This is a genomic window from Nocardia noduli (genome assembly GCF_019038455.1).
GTDB classification, from domain to species: domain Bacteria; phylum Actinomycetota; class Actinomycetes; order Mycobacteriales; family Mycobacteriaceae; genus Nocardia; species Nocardia noduli.
Genome location: NZ_JAFMPL010000020.1, coordinates 1 through 14,789 on the forward strand (window position 1 = coordinate 1; position 14,789 = coordinate 14,789).

Sequence of the window (14,789 nt, forward strand, 5' to 3'; positions counted from 1 at the left end):
GGGGCGGGAGTGGCCCCGTGGCCGCCGTGCGGTTCGGCGGTCGGCGCCGAGGACGGCAGGGCGACTCGCACGGTGAATTCGGCGGTGCGGACCACGCCGTCGTGCTGGAAATCGAGGAAGAGGCGGTAGTCGCCCGCGCTCGGCGCGGTCATCGAGAAGGTGATGCCGGGTCCGGCGGGGGTGACGCCGTCGCCGGGATGGCCTTCCGGATGGACGTGCAGGTAGGCCAGGTCGGCGGTGCGCAGCGCGACCAGGTGGCCGTAGGCGGTCAAGTAGGGCTGGAGGTCGGTCACCGCCCGACCGTCGCGGGCCACCGACAGGGTCACCTGCGACGCCCGACCCGGTGCCACCGTGCCGTCGAGGGTGACGGTGTACTCGCCGACCGTCGCGGTCGTGGCGGGGGCGGGCAGCGGCTGCACGTCGTACTGTCCGGGAACTCGCAGGTCGGCGCCGAGGGTGGTGTTCACGCCGCCGTCGGGGGTGAAGTCGGCGAAGACCCGGTAGTCGCCCGCGCGGCGCAGGTCGAGCGCGGCGCTCCAGTCGCCGTTGCCGTCGAGGACCGGGTGCACGTGCTGGTATCCGGCCATATCGCGCCGCACCACGATCAGGTGCAGATCCTTGTCGTGACTGCGCGTGTAGCGGGTGACGGCGCTGCCATCGGCATCGAGGACGCGGAACCGCACCGCGACGTTCGGCCCCGCCGTGGCGACCGGATTCTCCAGGCGAAGGGTGTATCCGTTCTCGGTGGACATGAGCCCCCCTGGCATCTCGTCGACCGGAGCCGCCTGCTCGTCGGTGTGCGAATTCGAATCGTGTGCGGCGGGCCCGCTGGGTTCCGGGCCGATCGTCGCGCCTGCCGCGACGGCGATCCCGAAGATCGCCGCGAGGCCGACGGCGAAGCCTGCGAACTTCGCTGGTGTGTTCATCGGGGGCTCCGTTCCGGATGGTCTCGTGACGGATTCGGGCTGGTCCGCGCGGTATGTACTCGCGCGGCGCACCGTCGTCCTGATGGTTACCATACCCCCCTAGGGTAACTTGTCAACCGGCTGCGGTCGCCCACGTGCGGTAGTAGCACCGGTGTCGACGGGCTGACTTCGCCCTACCCGGCCACGGCGCCCCCGAAAACCGAGATCGCCCTGGGTCGGCACCTCCGGAACATCTCCGGCGGTACCTACACGGGGCGATCGTGACGGCGGTGAATGAGTCGAGCCCACCGACGTGGAGCGCGCGAGCCATCACCGCGCGTCCGACGAGCCGAGTCGTCAGGATGTCGCGTGCAGATTCCTAGCGGTCGGTGAGGTGGCGGTCGTGGCCGGATCGGGGTGGGTTCCGAAGAGGCGGTCGGCGGTGCCGGAGGTGGTCACGGTGAACCAGAAATGCTCGTTCTTGTAGTGGTGGTGCCTGTGGTTCTTCCACACCGCCCGATAGAGGCCGTGTTTCGGTTTGTAGTCGGTGTGGATGAGGTAGTGGGTCCATTCGTAGCAGAGGCCGAACACCGTGACCGTGAGCAGGAATGTCAGGCCGAGACCCGTTCGGGGGAAGGCGAATACGGTGATCGCGAGCAGTGCCGCGACGACCACCGCGAGTGACCGGGTGGGGATGAAGATCAGCGGGATGTCGCGCGGATTCACGTGGTGTTCGCGGTGTTTGCGCGCCAGTTCGCTGTCGATGGAGAGTCGGCCGAGCCGTTTCGGTCGCCAGTGCAGGACCAGCACGTGCACCACCCATTCGAAGGCGGGGAAGACGGCGAGCATCACGGCGGGCAGCGCGGCGTCACTCCACCGCCAGTCGCCGACGACGATGCGGGCGATCAGGGCCCCGGCGAGCACCGTGGCGATCATCCACGGCGACGGATGTCGCAGGAATTCCCGGAAGGCGTCGGGGAGATCGAGTCCGCGCCGCAGCGCGCGGCCGGGTGTGGCGGTGGGGCTATCGGTACGTGTCATGACGGTTTTCCTTGTGCTGAGACGGTCCCGGGGCGGTCACTGCCCGCCGAGGGCGGCGATCAGGGCTGTGGTCGCCGGTTCCAGAAGTGCCGTTGCCGCGTCCGCGGCCTGTTCGGGCTCGCCCGCGAGCACGGCGTCGGCGAGTCGGCGGTAGCCGTCGGTATTGCCGACCTCGGCGGACATGAGGGGGGCGAGCGCGACGAGCGCGGGTTCGTACGCGGCGCCGAGCATGTTGAACATCAACCGGAAGACGATCGAGTCCGCCGCGTCGATGATGTGATCCCAGAATTCCAGCGCGAGCCGTTGCAGGGCGATCGGGTCGGATTCGGCGCCGAGTGCTTCGAGGAGTCGCGCGAGCTCGGCGCGCAGGGCCTCGGTGTCGGCACGCACGATTCGCGCCGCGGCCAGTTCGGCGACCTTGGGGCCGTTGTGCAGTCGCGCCTCCAGGATGCTGCGCGCGACAGCGGGTTCCAGCACGCCCGATCGGACGAGCAGCCGCGGCAGCACCTCCAGTCCGGCGCCGCGCCGATAGTCGAGCACCGTCGTCGCGTCGCCCTGGCGTACCGCGACGAGCCCGGCCGCGCCGAGTCGTTGCAGCGCCTCGCGGACCGCGGGACGCGATACGCCGAGCGCCTCGGCGAGCTGTCGCTCACTGGGCAGCGTCGAACCCGGTGCGAGTTCGCCGCTGAGCACATCCGCGGCTATCTGTTCGAAGACGTCAGCCGATACCGAACGCTTGACCACCGGTTGCAATGCCATGCCCCCACCTTGCCCCGCAGTGGTCAGCTGGTCAAGTGGTCATACCAATTTCTCGGCCCGCCGTAGCCCGACCGGTCGTGGCAGACTCGAAGATGGGAGGAGGGAGAGGTCATGACGCAACATCACGGCGGGCAACGGTGGATAGCGCACGCGCTGCCGATCCGGACCGGGAGAGTGCTGCTCCTGCATCGCAATCCGGGGGGTAGACACGGCGATCTGTGGGACATTCCCGGTGGCTCGGTCGGCCCCGGCGAGACCCCGGCACAGGCCGCGCGACGCGAGGTCAGCGCGGAAACCGGTCTGGACGTTCTGATCGCCGACGAACTGACCCATTTCGTCAATCCCGACAGCGGAGACGACGCGGTCGACCTACAGACCGCGGATACCGAGACGATCAATACCCAGACCAACCCGCTCCAGATCGACGAGGCCACGACCGTCGGCATCCACACCGTCACCTTCGGCTGTTTCGAGAACAGGCTCGACCGCGACGTCAGCCTCACGCCCGAACACTGCGAATTCGAGTGGATGTCCTACGCCGAGGCCACCCATGTGCCGCTGGTCTGGCATGTGCGGCGCACCCTGGATCACGCGGAGGCGCTCGGCCTGCTGACCTAGCTGGGATCGGAGCCGCGCACGGCGGCGAGCCAGACGGTGACGGCCGCGCCGACCAGCGTGGCCCCGACGAAGGCGGGCAGACCGCCGCCCATGACGTAGACCCAGAGCAGGGCCGCGAACGGGGCGGCGACCGCGGATTGGGCGTCCAGGAGCAGGCGGCGGGTCGGCGTGGTGACCGTCGCGCCTTTCTCGGCGGCCTCCGGGTCGGGCAGGGACGCGTTGTCGACGAGGCGGCCGGGAGGTTCGCCGGTGCGGATACGGCCGGACGGATACAGGCGTACGGCGTCCACGCGCAGCGTTCGCGCGGTGACCTCGGCGGTGGTCTCGGTGAGTGCGAGCAGTGCGGGGTCGAAATAGACCGGTAGCCAGCGGGATTCGGTGTTCTCGCGCGAACCCGACGCGGCATTCCCGGTGATCTCCAGCCACGATCGGCTGACCAGCCGGTGCTGATTCCTGACCCGCCTGATCGTGACCGTTCCCGGCGTCTCCAGCCCGTTGGGCAGGCGGCCGAACGCGGTGGCGAGCCGGAACACGGTGTAGCCGAGGACGACGACGACCACCACGGCAAGGCCGGCGAGCTGGTCCACATCGGCGAACGGCGTCATCGCGGCACATACCGCGACGACGCCGATGGTCGTTCCGACCGGGTAGCCGAGCGGATGACCCGGTCCGGATCTCACTTCAGGAAGCCGACTTTCGTGAAATCGGCCGATTGCAGACCGAACGCGCCCCAGTTCGCGAGATCGGCACGCTGGGCGATGGTCCCTGCCGACTGGTAGAGCGGCAGCGAGAAACCCTCGGCGAAGATCATCTTGTCGGCCTCGTTGGCCATCTCGATCGCTTTTTCCGGGTCGAGTTCGGAGATGATCTCCTCGATCAACGCGTTCAACTCCGGTGACCCGATACGGCCCTTGTTGCCCTGGAGGTTGTTCGGGTCGTAGGCGTAGATCTGCGGCAGCGCACCGAGCGGGAAGATGCTCTTGCCCCAGACGAAGTTGGCGATATCGAAATTGCCGGGATCGATGACCTGGGTGAACAGGCCGTTGCCGGGATAGGTCTGGATATCGAGTTTCACGCCGATCGCGGCCAGGTTCTGCTGGGCGATCTGCGCGACCTGATTCCAGGCTTCAGCCTGGAACATGACATTGCGGATGACGAGTTTGCGTCCGTCCTTCTCGCGGACGTCGCCGTTGAGTTTCCAGCCGAGCTCGTCCAGTTCCTTCGCCGCCTGATCGGGGTCGTAGGCGACCGACTGGGCGTTGTTCCGATACCCCTTCTGGCCGTTGAGGTAGAGATGGTTGTCGAGCGGCTTCGGATCCTGCACCACCCCGTTCAGCAGCGCCGTCGCGATACCCTGCCGGTCGATGCCCTTGGAGACGGCGACGCGCAACCGCGGATCCTCGAGAATCGAGCCGGGAGCGCCGTTGAAGGTCATATGCGTGAAATTCAGCGACGGTGCGCGCCGCACCACCAGCCCGGGCGAACCCGACGCCGTCGTCACCTCGTCGATACCGCTGATGGACGCCGAATCGAGTTCGTTGTTCTGAAGAGCGCTCAGACGCGCCGAACTGTCGAGCACGCTGTAGGTGACGGTGTCGAGAACCGGCGTATCACCCCACCATTTGGGATTGCGGCCGAGCACGATTCGCTGCTGCGCCCGGTCGATCGAGGTGATCACGAACGGCCCCGCCGAGGCGTGTAATCCGTTGCGATCGAGATCGTTGAAAGTCTGCGGTGTCGCGGTGGTCGCCTTGGGGTAGAGCGGATTGAACATGCCCTGCCACTCGGCGTAATGCTTGGCCATCGTGACGATCGCCTGCCGGTCGTCTACTCCGCGCTCGACCTTCTCGATACGGCTGTAGCCCTGGGTCGCCCCGACCAGGAAGGCGTTGTCGCGACCGCTGAGCGCGTTGGCCTGGCTCGCGAGGTCCTCCCATGTGATGGGGGTGCCGTCCGTCCACACCGCTTTCGGGTTGATCGTGTAGGTGATCTGCTGCGGTTCGGTACCGGTGAGCTGTATGTCGGTGTAGTAGTTGCGGTCGATCGGCAGCTCACCCGACGCGGTCGAGTTGATCGTGCCGGGCAGTGTCCACCCGACCACCTCGGAGGCATCGCCGTCGGTGTCGACGTGCAGGCTGTTGAACGTCTCCGGGAAACCGGTGATCTGGAGCCGCAGATTGCCGCCCTGGCGCAATTCGCTCACGTCGTGCGGATTGATGTCGACGGTGGTGCCGATGGCGCCGCTGCCCGCCGTCACGCTGCTGTCAGCCGAACATCCGGCGACGACGAGTCCGACAGCGGTGGCGGGAATGATCAGGCGTAGCCCGAGCGACCGAATCCTCACGGTGTTCCTTCCAGATGACCGAACCGTCCGCCACCTAGGGCGAAAGTCATTTCACGAAACCGATTTTCGTGTAGTCGAGCGAGGCCAGGCCCGCCGCGCCGAAATTGGCGAGTTCGGCGCGTACCGCCACGTTGCCGGGGGATTGGAGCAGCGGCACCGAATGGCCCTCCTCGAAAACCTTGCGGTCGACCTGATTCGCCAGTTCGATCGCCTTCTGCGGATCGAGTTCGGACATCGTCTCGTCGATCAGCGCGTTGAGTTCGGGTGAGCCGATGCGGCCGTAATTGCCCTGAAGATCGTCCGGGTTGTAGCCGTAGATCTGATTGAGGCTGCTCAGCGGGAACGGGTCGCCCACCCAACTCCACTGCCCCACATCGAAATTGCCCGGCTGGATCACGTCGGTGAAGTAGCCCTTGCCGGGTTTGGTCTCGATATTGACCTTCACCCCGATCGCGGCCAGATTCTGCTGGATGATCTGCGCCATCTGCACCCAGGTGACGTCGTTGTACATGACGTCGCGGATCTCCAGCCTGCGCCCGTCCTTCTCGCGGAACTCCCCGTTGAGCTTCCAGCCCGCGGCGTCGAGTTCGGCGGCGGCCGCCGCCGGATCGAAGCCGAGGCTGTTGTCCCGGTACCCCTCCTGGCCCCGCAGGTAGATGTGGTTGTTCAGCGGTTTCGGATCCTGGACCAGTCCGGTCTGAATGGCGGTCGCGATGCCCTGTCGGTCGATGGCCTTCGAGATCGCCACGCGCACCGCCGGATCGGCGAGGATCGAACCGGGCGCGCCGTTGAAGGTCAGGTGGCTCCAGCCGTTGCCGGGCGCGCGCCTGACCACGACGCCGGGCGTGTTCTGCGCGGTCTTCAGGTCGTCCCTGGAACCGAGGCCGGTGGCGTCGATCTCGTTGTTCTGCAGTGCGGGCAGCGTGGCCTCGCTGGAGAGCACGGAGTAGGTGATGGTGTCGAGTTTGGGCTTGTCACCCCACCAGGTCGGGCTGTGGCCGAGCACGATCCGGCCCTGGGCCCGGTCGGTCGACTGCACCGTGAACGGGCCCGCCGTCAGCTGGATCGCGTCGACGAGGCTCTTGTTGAAACTTTCCGGCGTCGCCGTCACCGATTTCGGGTACAGGAAGGAATTGCCCGCGAACTGGCCGCGCCATTCGGCGTAGTGCTGGGTGAAGGTGACGACGGCCTGCCGGTCGTCGGCGCCGCGTTCGACCTTCGCGACCCGGTCGAAACCGTTGTTGTTGCCGATCAGGAACGCCTTGTCCCGTCCGCTGAGGGCGTTGGCCTGGGAGGCGATGTCCTCCCAGGTGATCGGGCTGCCGTCGGACCAGACGGCCTTCGGGTTGATCGTGTAGGTGACCTGCTGCGGTTCGGTATTCGTCAGCTGGATATCGGTGAAGTAGTCGGTGTCGATCGACAATCGGCCCGAGGCGTCGGTGCGGAACGATCGCGGCATCATCGGCCGCTCGATCGAGGTGATCGTCGCGTCGTTGCCGTCGTTGGACAACGTGTTCCAGTTGGCCGGGTAGGCGGAGACCGACAGCCGCAGATTGCCGCCGTCACGCAGTTCGGAGACATCCTTGGGATTGATATCGCTGGTCGTCCCGAGTTCGGCGACGGCCCCTTCCGGGGCGGCGTCGTCGCCGGAACCACACCCCGTCAGCACCAGCGCGCACGCGAGGACCGTGACGGCCGAGCGTGACCCGAGAGACCGATATCTCATGGAATTACCTTCCTGACGACGAAGTGCGTGACCCGGCTGTCGTACTCGAATCCTCACCGCGCGAATGTTCACCGCACGAATCCGATCGTGGTGTAGTCGTAGGATGCCAGACCCGGTGCGCCGTAATTGGCGAGGTCGGCCCGCACCGCGACATTGCCGGTCGACTGCACCAGCGGCAACGAGAAGCCGATCTCGAACAGTTCGCGGTCGACCTCGTTGGCCAGGTCGTTGGCCTTCTGCGGGTCGAGTTCGACCAGCGACCGCTCGATCAGCGCGTTGATCTCCGGCGAGCCGACGCGACCGTAATTGCCCTGGAGTTCTCCGCCGGGGTTGTAGGCGTAGACCTGCGGCAGGCTGCTCAACGGGAAGGCGTCGCCGGACCAGACCCAGTGCGCCACATCGAAATCACCCGGTTTGATCACGTCGGTGAAGTAACCCGCGCCGGGTTTGGTCACGATCTCCATCTCGATGCCGACCCGCGCGAGATTCTGCTGGATGACCTGCGCGATCTGCACCCACGACTGCGCGTTGTACATGACATCGCGGAATTTCAGCCTGCGGCCGTCCTTCTCGCGGAATTCGCCGTTGAGTTTCCAGCCGAGCGCGTCGAGTTCGGCCGCGGCGGCCGCCGGATCGTAGGGCAGGCTGTTGTCGCGGTAGCCGATCTGTCCCTCGACGAAGACATGGTTGCCCAACGGTTTCGGATTCTCCACCAGGCCGTTCTGCACCGCCGTCGCGATGCCCTGGCGGTCGATGGCCTTCGACACCGCGACGCGCAAGGCCGGGTCGGCCAGAATCGAGCCGGGGGAGCCGTTGAAGGTCAGATGCGACCAACTGTTGCCCGGCGCGCGGCGGATGGCGACGCCCGGGGTGTTGCGCGCGGTCTTCATCTCGTCGATCGAGGAGATTCCCACCGCGTCGATCTCGTTGTTCTGCAAGGCCGGGATCAGCGCCTCGCTGGAGAGCACCGAGAAGGTGATGGTGTCGAGTTTCGGTGTGGCGCCCCACCACCGGGGATTGTGGGCGAGCACCACGCGCCCCTGCGCGCGATCCACCGACCGGACCAGGAAGGGTCCCGCGGTCAGGGTGATGCCGTCGCGCAGACTGTTGTTGAACGCCTCGGCCGACGCGGTGACCGATTTCGGGTAGAGGAACGAATTGCCCGCGAACTGGCCGCGCCATTCGGAGTAGGGCTGGGCGAAGGTGAGTACGGCCTCGCGGTCGTCGGCTCCGCGTTCGACCTTGGCCACCCGGTCGAAACCGGTGGTCAGTTTGATCAGGTACGACGTGTCCCGCCCGCTCAGGGCGTTGGCCTGGGAGGCGATGTCCTCCCAGGTGATCGGGCTGCCGTCGGACCAGACGGCCTTCGGGTTGATCGTGTAGCTGACCTGCTGCGGTTCGGTGCTCGTCAGCCGGACATCGGTGAAGAAATTGGTGTCGACGGACAGTTCACCGCTGGCGCTGGTGCGGAAGGCCCGCGGCATCATCGGCCTCGCCAGTGCGCCGACCTCACCGCTGGCGTCGGTGTGCAGCACGTTCCAGGTCTCCGGCAGCGACGTGAGGGCCAGCCGCAGGTTGCCGCCGTCGCGCAGTTCGGAGACATCGCGCGGATTGATATCGCTGGTGGTACCGAGCTGGGCGGTCGCACCGGCCGGCGCGCTCTCGTCGGCGCCGCCGCAGCCCGCGAGCACCAGGGTGAGGGCGACGAACGGCACGGCCAGTCCGCGACCGCGTGCGGTGATCCGCGGGGTTCTCATCGCAGGAATCCGATCTTGGTGTAGTCGTAGGTCGCCAGACCGGGAGATCCGATATTGGCCAGATTCGCCCGGACGCCGTAACTACCGTCGGACTGGGTCAAGGGCAGCGAATGCCCCTCTTCGAAAACCTTGCGATCGACCTCGTTCGCCAGCTCGACGGCCTTGTCCGGATCGAGTTCGGCGAGGGTGCGCTCGATGAGGGCGTTGAGTTCCGGTGAGCCGATCCGGCCGTAGTTGCCCTGGAGGTCGGTGGGGTCGTAGTAGTAGATCTGCCGGATGCTCCCGAGCGGGAAGGCGTCACCCTGGAAACTGAATTGCGCGGCGTCGAAATCGCCCGGCTGGATGACATCGGTGAAGAATCCCGCGCCCGGTTTGGTGTCGATGGTGAGCCCGACGCCGATGCCCGCGAGATTCTGCTGGATGATCTGCGCGACCTGCACCCAGACCGGGTCGTTGTACATGACATCGCGGATGACCAGCTTGCGCCCGTCCTTCGCGCGGACGTCACCGTCGAGTTTCCAGCCGAGCGCGTCGAGTTCGCGCGCCGCGGCGGCCGGGTCGTAGCCGAGACTGTTGTCCCGGTAACCGTCCTGCCCCTGGAGGTAGACGTGATTGTTCAGCGGTTTCGGATTCTCGACCAGTCCGTTCTGAATGGCGGTCGCGATGCCCTGTCGGTCGATGGCCTTCGAGATCGCCACGCGCACACCCTGATCGGCCAGGATCGAACCCGGAGCGCCGTTGAAGGTGATGTGACGCCAGCGATTGCCGGGGGCGCGGCGCACCTCGAGGCCGGAAGAGTTGCGCGCGGTCTTCACCTCGTCGACCGAACTGAGCAGCGCCAGGTCGAGCTCGTCGTTCTGTAGCGCGCCGATCCAGGCGGCGTGGTCGAGCACGCTGAAGGTGATGGTGTCGAGTTTCGGTTGATCGCCCCACCACCCGGGATCGCGTTCGAGCACGATCCGGCCCTGGCCTCGATCGGTCGACCGGATCCGGAACGGGCCCGCGGTCGGCCCCATCGCGTCGGTCAGACTCTTGTTGAACGAATCCGGCGTCGCCGTCACCGATTTGGGGAACAGCGACGCATTGCCCGCGAACTGCCCGCGCCATTCGGCATAGGGCTGCCTGAAGGTGAGCACCGCCTGCCGGTCGTCGACGCCGCGCTCCACCTTCTCCACGAATTCGAAACCGTTGGTTATCGCGATCAGGAACGCCTTGTCCCGTCCGCTGAGGGCGTTCGCCTGGGACGCGAGATCCTCCCAGGTGATCGGATTCCCGTCGGACCAGGTGGCTTTCGGATTGATCGTGTAGGTGATCTGCTGCGGATTCGTTCCCGTCAGCGCGATATCGGTGAAGTAGTTCGTATCGACGGCGAGTTCGCCCGCGGCGTTCACCTGGAAGGCGCGCGGCATCATGGGCTTCTCGATATCGGCGATCTCGCCCTCGTTGCCGTCGTTGGACAGCGTGTTCCAGTTCGCGGGGAACGAGGTCACCGCCAACCTCAGGTTGCCGCCGTCGCGGATCTCGTCGCGGTTTCTCGGATTGATATCGCTGGTGGTGCCGATCGCGTCGGACAGGCCGTGGGCGGAATGATCGTCGCTCGAGCCGCAGCCCGCCGCGACGAGTCCGACCACGACGATCGCCGTGGCACAGCGAAACCGCCCGGACCGCGTGTGCACCGACCGGCTCCGCCTCGAACGAACTACCACAGCGCTCTCTCCTGCCTACCCGCTGACGACCGGAACCGGCACCGCCTCGATCAACGCCCGGGTGTACTCGTGTCGAGGATCGTCGAAGATCTGCTCGGCCGGACCGGCTTCGACGATCTTGCCGCGATACATCACCGCGATATCGTGCGCGAGATTGCGCACCACCGACAGGTCGTGGGAGACGAACAGGTACGACAGTCCCCGCTCGGTCTGTAGGTCGCGCAGCAGATTCAGCACACCGGCCTGGATGGACACGTCCAGCGACGACACCGGTTCGTCCAGCACGAGCAGTTCCGGATCCAGGGCGAGGGCGCGCGCGATACTGATGCGCTGCTTCTGGCCGCCGGAGAAATCCGCCGGATAGCGGTCGGCGTGTTCGGGACGCAGGCCGACCTGCCTGAGCAGTTGCGGTACCCGCTCGGCGATCTCGGCCCTCGGCCTGCCGTCGATGCGCAGCGGTTCGGCCAGCGCGTCGAAGATCGGCAGCCGCGGATCGAGCGAGGCCGTCGGGTCCTGGAACACGATCTGCATCGTGCGGCGGATCTCGCGTTTCTGGGCTCTGGTCAGCGTCGAGACATCGCGGCCCATGATCTCGATGGTGCCCGATTCCGGTTTCGCCAGGTCGAGGATCTGGGTGAGCGTCGTCGATTTGCCGGAACCGGATTCGCCGACCAGGGCCAGCGTCCGGCCCTTGCGCACCTCGAAACTGATGCCGTCGACCGCACGGACCTCGCCCTTGCGGCGCTGGAAGATCACCCCCGAGGTGATCGGGAAGGTTTTCCGCAATTCCGAGACTCGCAGCACCACACCGGTATCGGCGTCGTCGCGGGTCGCGGGCTCGGCGATCTCGGTGCGGTAGGCGGTGAACAGTTCGGCCGTGCCGACCTCTTCGGCGCGGATACACGCCACGGCGTGCCCGGGCGCGGTGTTCTCCAACGGCGGTTCCGCGACCAGGCATTCGTCGATCGAGATCGGGCAGCGCGGCGCGAACGAGCAGCCGGGCGGCAGGGCGTGCATGGCGGGCGGCGCGCCGACGATCGGGATCAGCGGCGAGCGGGCCGGCCCGTCCATCCTCGGGATCGAGCCGAGCAGACCTACCGTGTACGGCATCCTCGGCTCGTTGAAGAGTTCGGCCGCGGTGGCCGTTTCGACGACCTTGCCCGCGTACATCACCGCGATCCGGTCGGCCAGGGTCGCGGCGATGCCCATGTCGTGGGTGATCATGATGACGCCCGCGCCGGTGATGTCGCGTGCCTTGCGCAGCAGATTCAGGATCTGCTTCTGCACCGTGACGTCGAGTGCCGTGGTCGGCTCGTCGCAGATGATCAGCGCGGGATCGTTGGCGATCGCCATCGCGATCACCACGCGCTGGCGCATACCGCCGGAGAATTCGTGCGGGAAGGCTTTGGCACGTACCTCGGCGTCTTCGATGCCGACGAGTTTCAGCAGGTCGACCGCCTTCGCCGCGGCCTCCTTACGGCCCATCGAGCCGTGCGCGAGCAGCGCCTCCGCGATCTGCTCGCCCACCCGGTACACCGGCGTGAGCGCGGAGAGCGGGTCCTGGAAGACCATGCTGATCGAACTGCCGCGCAGCGCCGACATCTGACGGTCGCCCAGTCCGAGCAGTTCGCGCCCGCGCAGCCGGATCGACCCGTTGATACGCGCCTGCTCGGGCAGCAGACCGATGATCGCCAGCGATGATACCGATTTGCCCGAACCGGATTCGCCGACGATCGCGAGTACCTCACCGTCGGCCACGGTGTAGTTCACCCCGCGCACGGCGTCGATGCGACCCTCTTCACCGGGGAAGGAGACCCGCAGATCGGAAACCTCCAGCAGGGGCGCTGTCGAATGTGCGCCTGTCATGGCTTGGCCTTCTCTTCCGACTTCTTGGACCTGGCGCGCGCGGCGCTCGGATCGAACGCGTCGCGCAGGCCGTCGCCGACCAGATTCGCGCACAGCACCGTCAGGATCAGCAGGCCGCCCGCGAACATGAACAGCCACGGGTAGGTCAGCGCCGATCGGGTGCCCGTCGCGATCAGCGAACCGAGCGACACATCCGGCGGCTGCACACCGAATCCGAGGAAGCTCAAACCGGTTTCGGCCATGATCGCCGCACCCACGGTGAGCGTGGTGTCGATGATCAGGATGGACGCGATATTCGGCACGATATGGCTGACGATCACGGTGCGGGTCGGCGCGCCCATGTACCGCGCCGCCTTGACGAATTCGCGATCACGCAGGCTCAGCGTCAGTCCACGCACGATGCGGGCGCTGATCATCCAGCCGAAGACCGCCAACAGCACGATCAGCAGCCAGAAGGATCCGCTGCCCTTGGTGCGCGGCGCGAAGATCGCGATGATGATGAAACTCGGGACGACGAGCAGCAGGTCGACCAACCACATGATGGCCCGGTCGGTCCAGCCGCCGAGCAGTCCGGCCAGCGCGCCCGCCGTGGCCGCGATGGTCGTCGAGATGAGCGCCACCAGCAGGCCGATGACCAGCGACTTCTGTAGACCGCGCAGGGTCTGCGCCAGCACGTCCTGACCGATCTGGGTGGTGCCGAACGGATGGTCGGCGCTGGGCGGTTTCAGCAGCGCCGTGTAGTCCATCTGCTGGTAGTCGTAGGGCAGCAGCGGCGGCAGCGCGAAACTGAGGATGAACATCAGGATCAGCACCACCGCGCCGGCCACGGCCGGTTTGTTGCGCAGGAAGCGCCGTATCACCAGTTTGCGGCGTCCAGCCGCCGCGATCTCCGGCGCGCCCTGGACGATGATCTCGGCTTCGGTCATGCCCGCGCCTCCCCTGTGCGATCCGACCGCGCGACCGCGCCGGTCTGCCTCTGTCCGACACTCATCCCACACGCACCCGTGGATCGAGCAGCGCGTAGACGATATCGGAGAGCAGGCCGGAGACCAGCACGACCAGGCCCGCGAAGGCGGTCACCGTCACCACGACGTACAGGTCCTGGGCGTTGATCGAATCGACGAGCCACTCGCCGACCCCGTGCCAGCCGAAGATCTTCTCGGTGAAGGTCGCGCCGGTGATCAGGGCGCCGAGGCTGTAGGCGAACAGCGTCGCCATCGGGATCAGCGCGGTGCGCAGACCGTGTTTGTACAACGCCTTGTTGCGGGTCAGGCCCTTGGCGCGCGCGGTGCGAATGAAATCGCTCTGAAGCACATCGAGCATCGCATTGCGCTGGTAGCGGCTGTATCCGGCCATACCGCCCAGGGCAAGCGCCGCGGTCGGCAGCACCAGATGCTGTACCCGGTCGAGCAGTTGCGGCCCGAAACCCTCGATCTTGTTCGCCGACGTCTCGCCGGTATAGAGGAATATCTGCGACCCGGTCAGCGAATTGACCTCGAGCGCACCGTATTTCAGGAGCGTCGCGAGGAGGAAGATGGGCGTGCTCAAGATCAGCAACGACACGATCGTCGTGAAATAGTCGCTGAACTTGTACTGCCGTATCGCCCCCGCCGCGCCGATCAGCACACCGAGCGCCGTGCCGATCAGCGAGCCGACGATCAGCAGACGCAGGCTCACGGCAACCCGCCTGGGCAACTCCTCGCTCACCGGCTGCCCGGCCAGCGTGGTGCCGAAATCGCCGTGCGGAATGCCCTTCAGCCAGGTGACGTACCGCTGCGGGATCGGGTCGTCGAGATGCAACTCCTGGGCCTTGGCGTCGATCACCGACTGCGGGGGGCGTGGGTTGCGCTGTTCGAGACTGTCCAGCGGCCGGAACGTCAGCGACGCCAGGCTGAACGTCAGGAAGGAGGCCAGCAGCAACAGCACGACATAGTTCAGCGCGCGTCGTAGCAGGAAGCCGGTCATCAGTCCTCTGGTCCTACGGCTGGTCGGGCCAGCGTCCGAGTATTAGGCCCCGATCATAGGGACGCGCACACCGGTCTCGCATGCCGCGCGCGCAACAGCAGG

Annotated in this window: 12 protein-coding genes; 1 reads left to right on the forward strand and 11 read right to left on the reverse strand. The window is 66.5% G+C overall.

The annotated features are described in order from the left end of the window. The 3 genes from JZ792_RS14360 to JZ792_RS14370 form a co-directional block, all read right to left on the reverse strand. A partial coding sequence (locus tag JZ792_RS14360; protein ID WP_254189817.1) for a DUF8832 domain-containing protein occupies positions 1-926 on the reverse strand: 926 nt, incomplete at its 3' end. A 336-nt stretch (positions 927-1,262) separates the two neighbouring features. Next, complete coding sequence (locus tag JZ792_RS14365; protein WP_216910931.1) at positions 1,263-1,946, reverse strand: sterol desaturase family protein; 684 nt, start codon at positions 1,944-1,946, stop codon at positions 1,263-1,265. 36 nt (positions 1,947-1,982) lie between these two features. Next, complete coding sequence (locus JZ792_RS14370; RefSeq protein WP_216910933.1) at positions 1,983-2,705, reverse strand: FadR/GntR family transcriptional regulator; 723 nt, start codon at positions 2,703-2,705, stop codon at positions 1,983-1,985. A 111-nt stretch (positions 2,706-2,816) separates the two neighbouring features. Here JZ792_RS14370 and JZ792_RS14375 point away from each other — a divergent pair, with 111 nt between their 5' ends. Beyond that, positions 2,817-3,323 (forward strand): NUDIX domain-containing protein, encoded by a 507-nt coding sequence (locus JZ792_RS14375; RefSeq protein ID WP_216910935.1) that lies wholly within the window; start codon positions 2,817-2,819, stop codon positions 3,321-3,323. Here JZ792_RS14375 and JZ792_RS14380 read toward each other — a convergent pair. From JZ792_RS14380 to JZ792_RS14415, 8 genes are all read right to left on the reverse strand, one after another. Next, on the reverse strand, positions 3,320-4,003 hold the full coding sequence (locus tag JZ792_RS14380) for a hypothetical protein (protein WP_308165296.1): 684 nt from the start codon (positions 4,001-4,003) through the stop codon (positions 3,320-3,322). The genes JZ792_RS14375 and JZ792_RS14380 overlap by 4 nt on opposite strands. Beyond that, positions 4,000-5,667, reverse strand: coding sequence for an ABC transporter family substrate-binding protein (locus tag JZ792_RS14385; protein WP_216910937.1), 1,668 nt, complete (start codon positions 5,665-5,667; stop codon positions 4,000-4,002). Before JZ792_RS14385 ends, JZ792_RS14380 begins: the two co-directional genes overlap by 4 nt. 46 nt (positions 5,668-5,713) lie before the next feature. Next, positions 5,714-7,393 (reverse strand): ABC transporter family substrate-binding protein, encoded by a 1,680-nt coding sequence (locus JZ792_RS14390; protein ID WP_216910939.1) that lies wholly within the window; start codon positions 7,391-7,393, stop codon positions 5,714-5,716. 68 nt (positions 7,394-7,461) lie between these two features. Then, positions 7,462-9,150, reverse strand: coding sequence for an ABC transporter family substrate-binding protein (locus JZ792_RS14395; protein ID WP_216910941.1), 1,689 nt, complete (start codon positions 9,148-9,150; stop codon positions 7,462-7,464). Further along, positions 9,147-10,826, reverse strand: a complete 1,680-nt coding sequence (locus JZ792_RS14400) for an ABC transporter family substrate-binding protein (RefSeq protein WP_216910942.1) — start codon at positions 10,824-10,826, stop codon at positions 9,147-9,149. Before JZ792_RS14400 ends, JZ792_RS14395 begins: the two co-directional genes overlap by 4 nt. A 45-nt stretch (positions 10,827-10,871) precedes the next feature. Next, positions 10,872-12,722: an ABC transporter ATP-binding protein gene (locus tag JZ792_RS14405; protein WP_216910944.1), complete on the reverse strand. Its 1,851-nt coding sequence runs from the start codon at positions 12,720-12,722 to the stop codon at positions 10,872-10,874. Then, entirely contained in the window at positions 12,719-13,648 is a 930-nt protein-coding gene (locus JZ792_RS14410) for an ABC transporter permease (RefSeq protein ID WP_216910946.1), read from the reverse strand. Before JZ792_RS14410 ends, JZ792_RS14405 begins: the two co-directional genes overlap by 4 nt. Before the next feature lie 61 nt (positions 13,649-13,709). Next, the gene (locus JZ792_RS14415) at positions 13,710-14,687 is read right to left on the reverse strand and encodes an ABC transporter permease (RefSeq protein WP_216910948.1); all 978 of its coding nucleotides are present in this window, start codon (positions 14,685-14,687) and stop codon (positions 13,710-13,712) included. Positions 14,688-14,789: the final 102 nt, after the last annotated feature.

Excerpts from the sequence above, each read along its gene's own strand:
- JZ792_RS14365 (WP_216910931.1), bottom strand. The coding sequence starts at position 1,946 with ATGACACGTACCGATAGCCCCACCGCCACACCCGGCCGCGCGCTGCGG.
- JZ792_RS14410 (WP_216910946.1), bottom strand. The coding sequence starts at position 13,648 with ATGACCGAAGCCGAGATCATCGTCCAGGGCGCGCCGGAGATCGCGGCG.
- JZ792_RS14405 (WP_216910944.1), bottom strand. The coding sequence starts at position 12,722 with ATGACAGGCGCACATTCGACAGCGCCCCTGCTGGAGGTTTCCGATCTG.
- JZ792_RS14370 (WP_216910933.1), bottom strand. The coding sequence starts at position 2,705 with ATGGCATTGCAACCGGTGGTCAAGCGTTCGGTATCGGCTGACGTCTTC.
- JZ792_RS14415 (WP_216910948.1), bottom strand. The coding sequence starts at position 14,687 with ATGACCGGCTTCCTGCTACGACGCGCGCTGAACTATGTCGTGCTGTTG.
- JZ792_RS14375 (WP_216910935.1), top strand. The coding sequence starts at position 2,817 with ATGACGCAACATCACGGCGGGCAACGGTGGATAGCGCACGCGCTGCCG.
- JZ792_RS14390 (WP_216910939.1), bottom strand. The coding sequence starts at position 7,393 with ATGAGATATCGGTCTCTCGGGTCACGCTCGGCCGTCACGGTCCTCGCG.
- JZ792_RS14395 (WP_216910941.1), bottom strand. The coding sequence starts at position 9,150 with ATGAGAACCCCGCGGATCACCGCACGCGGTCGCGGACTGGCCGTGCCG.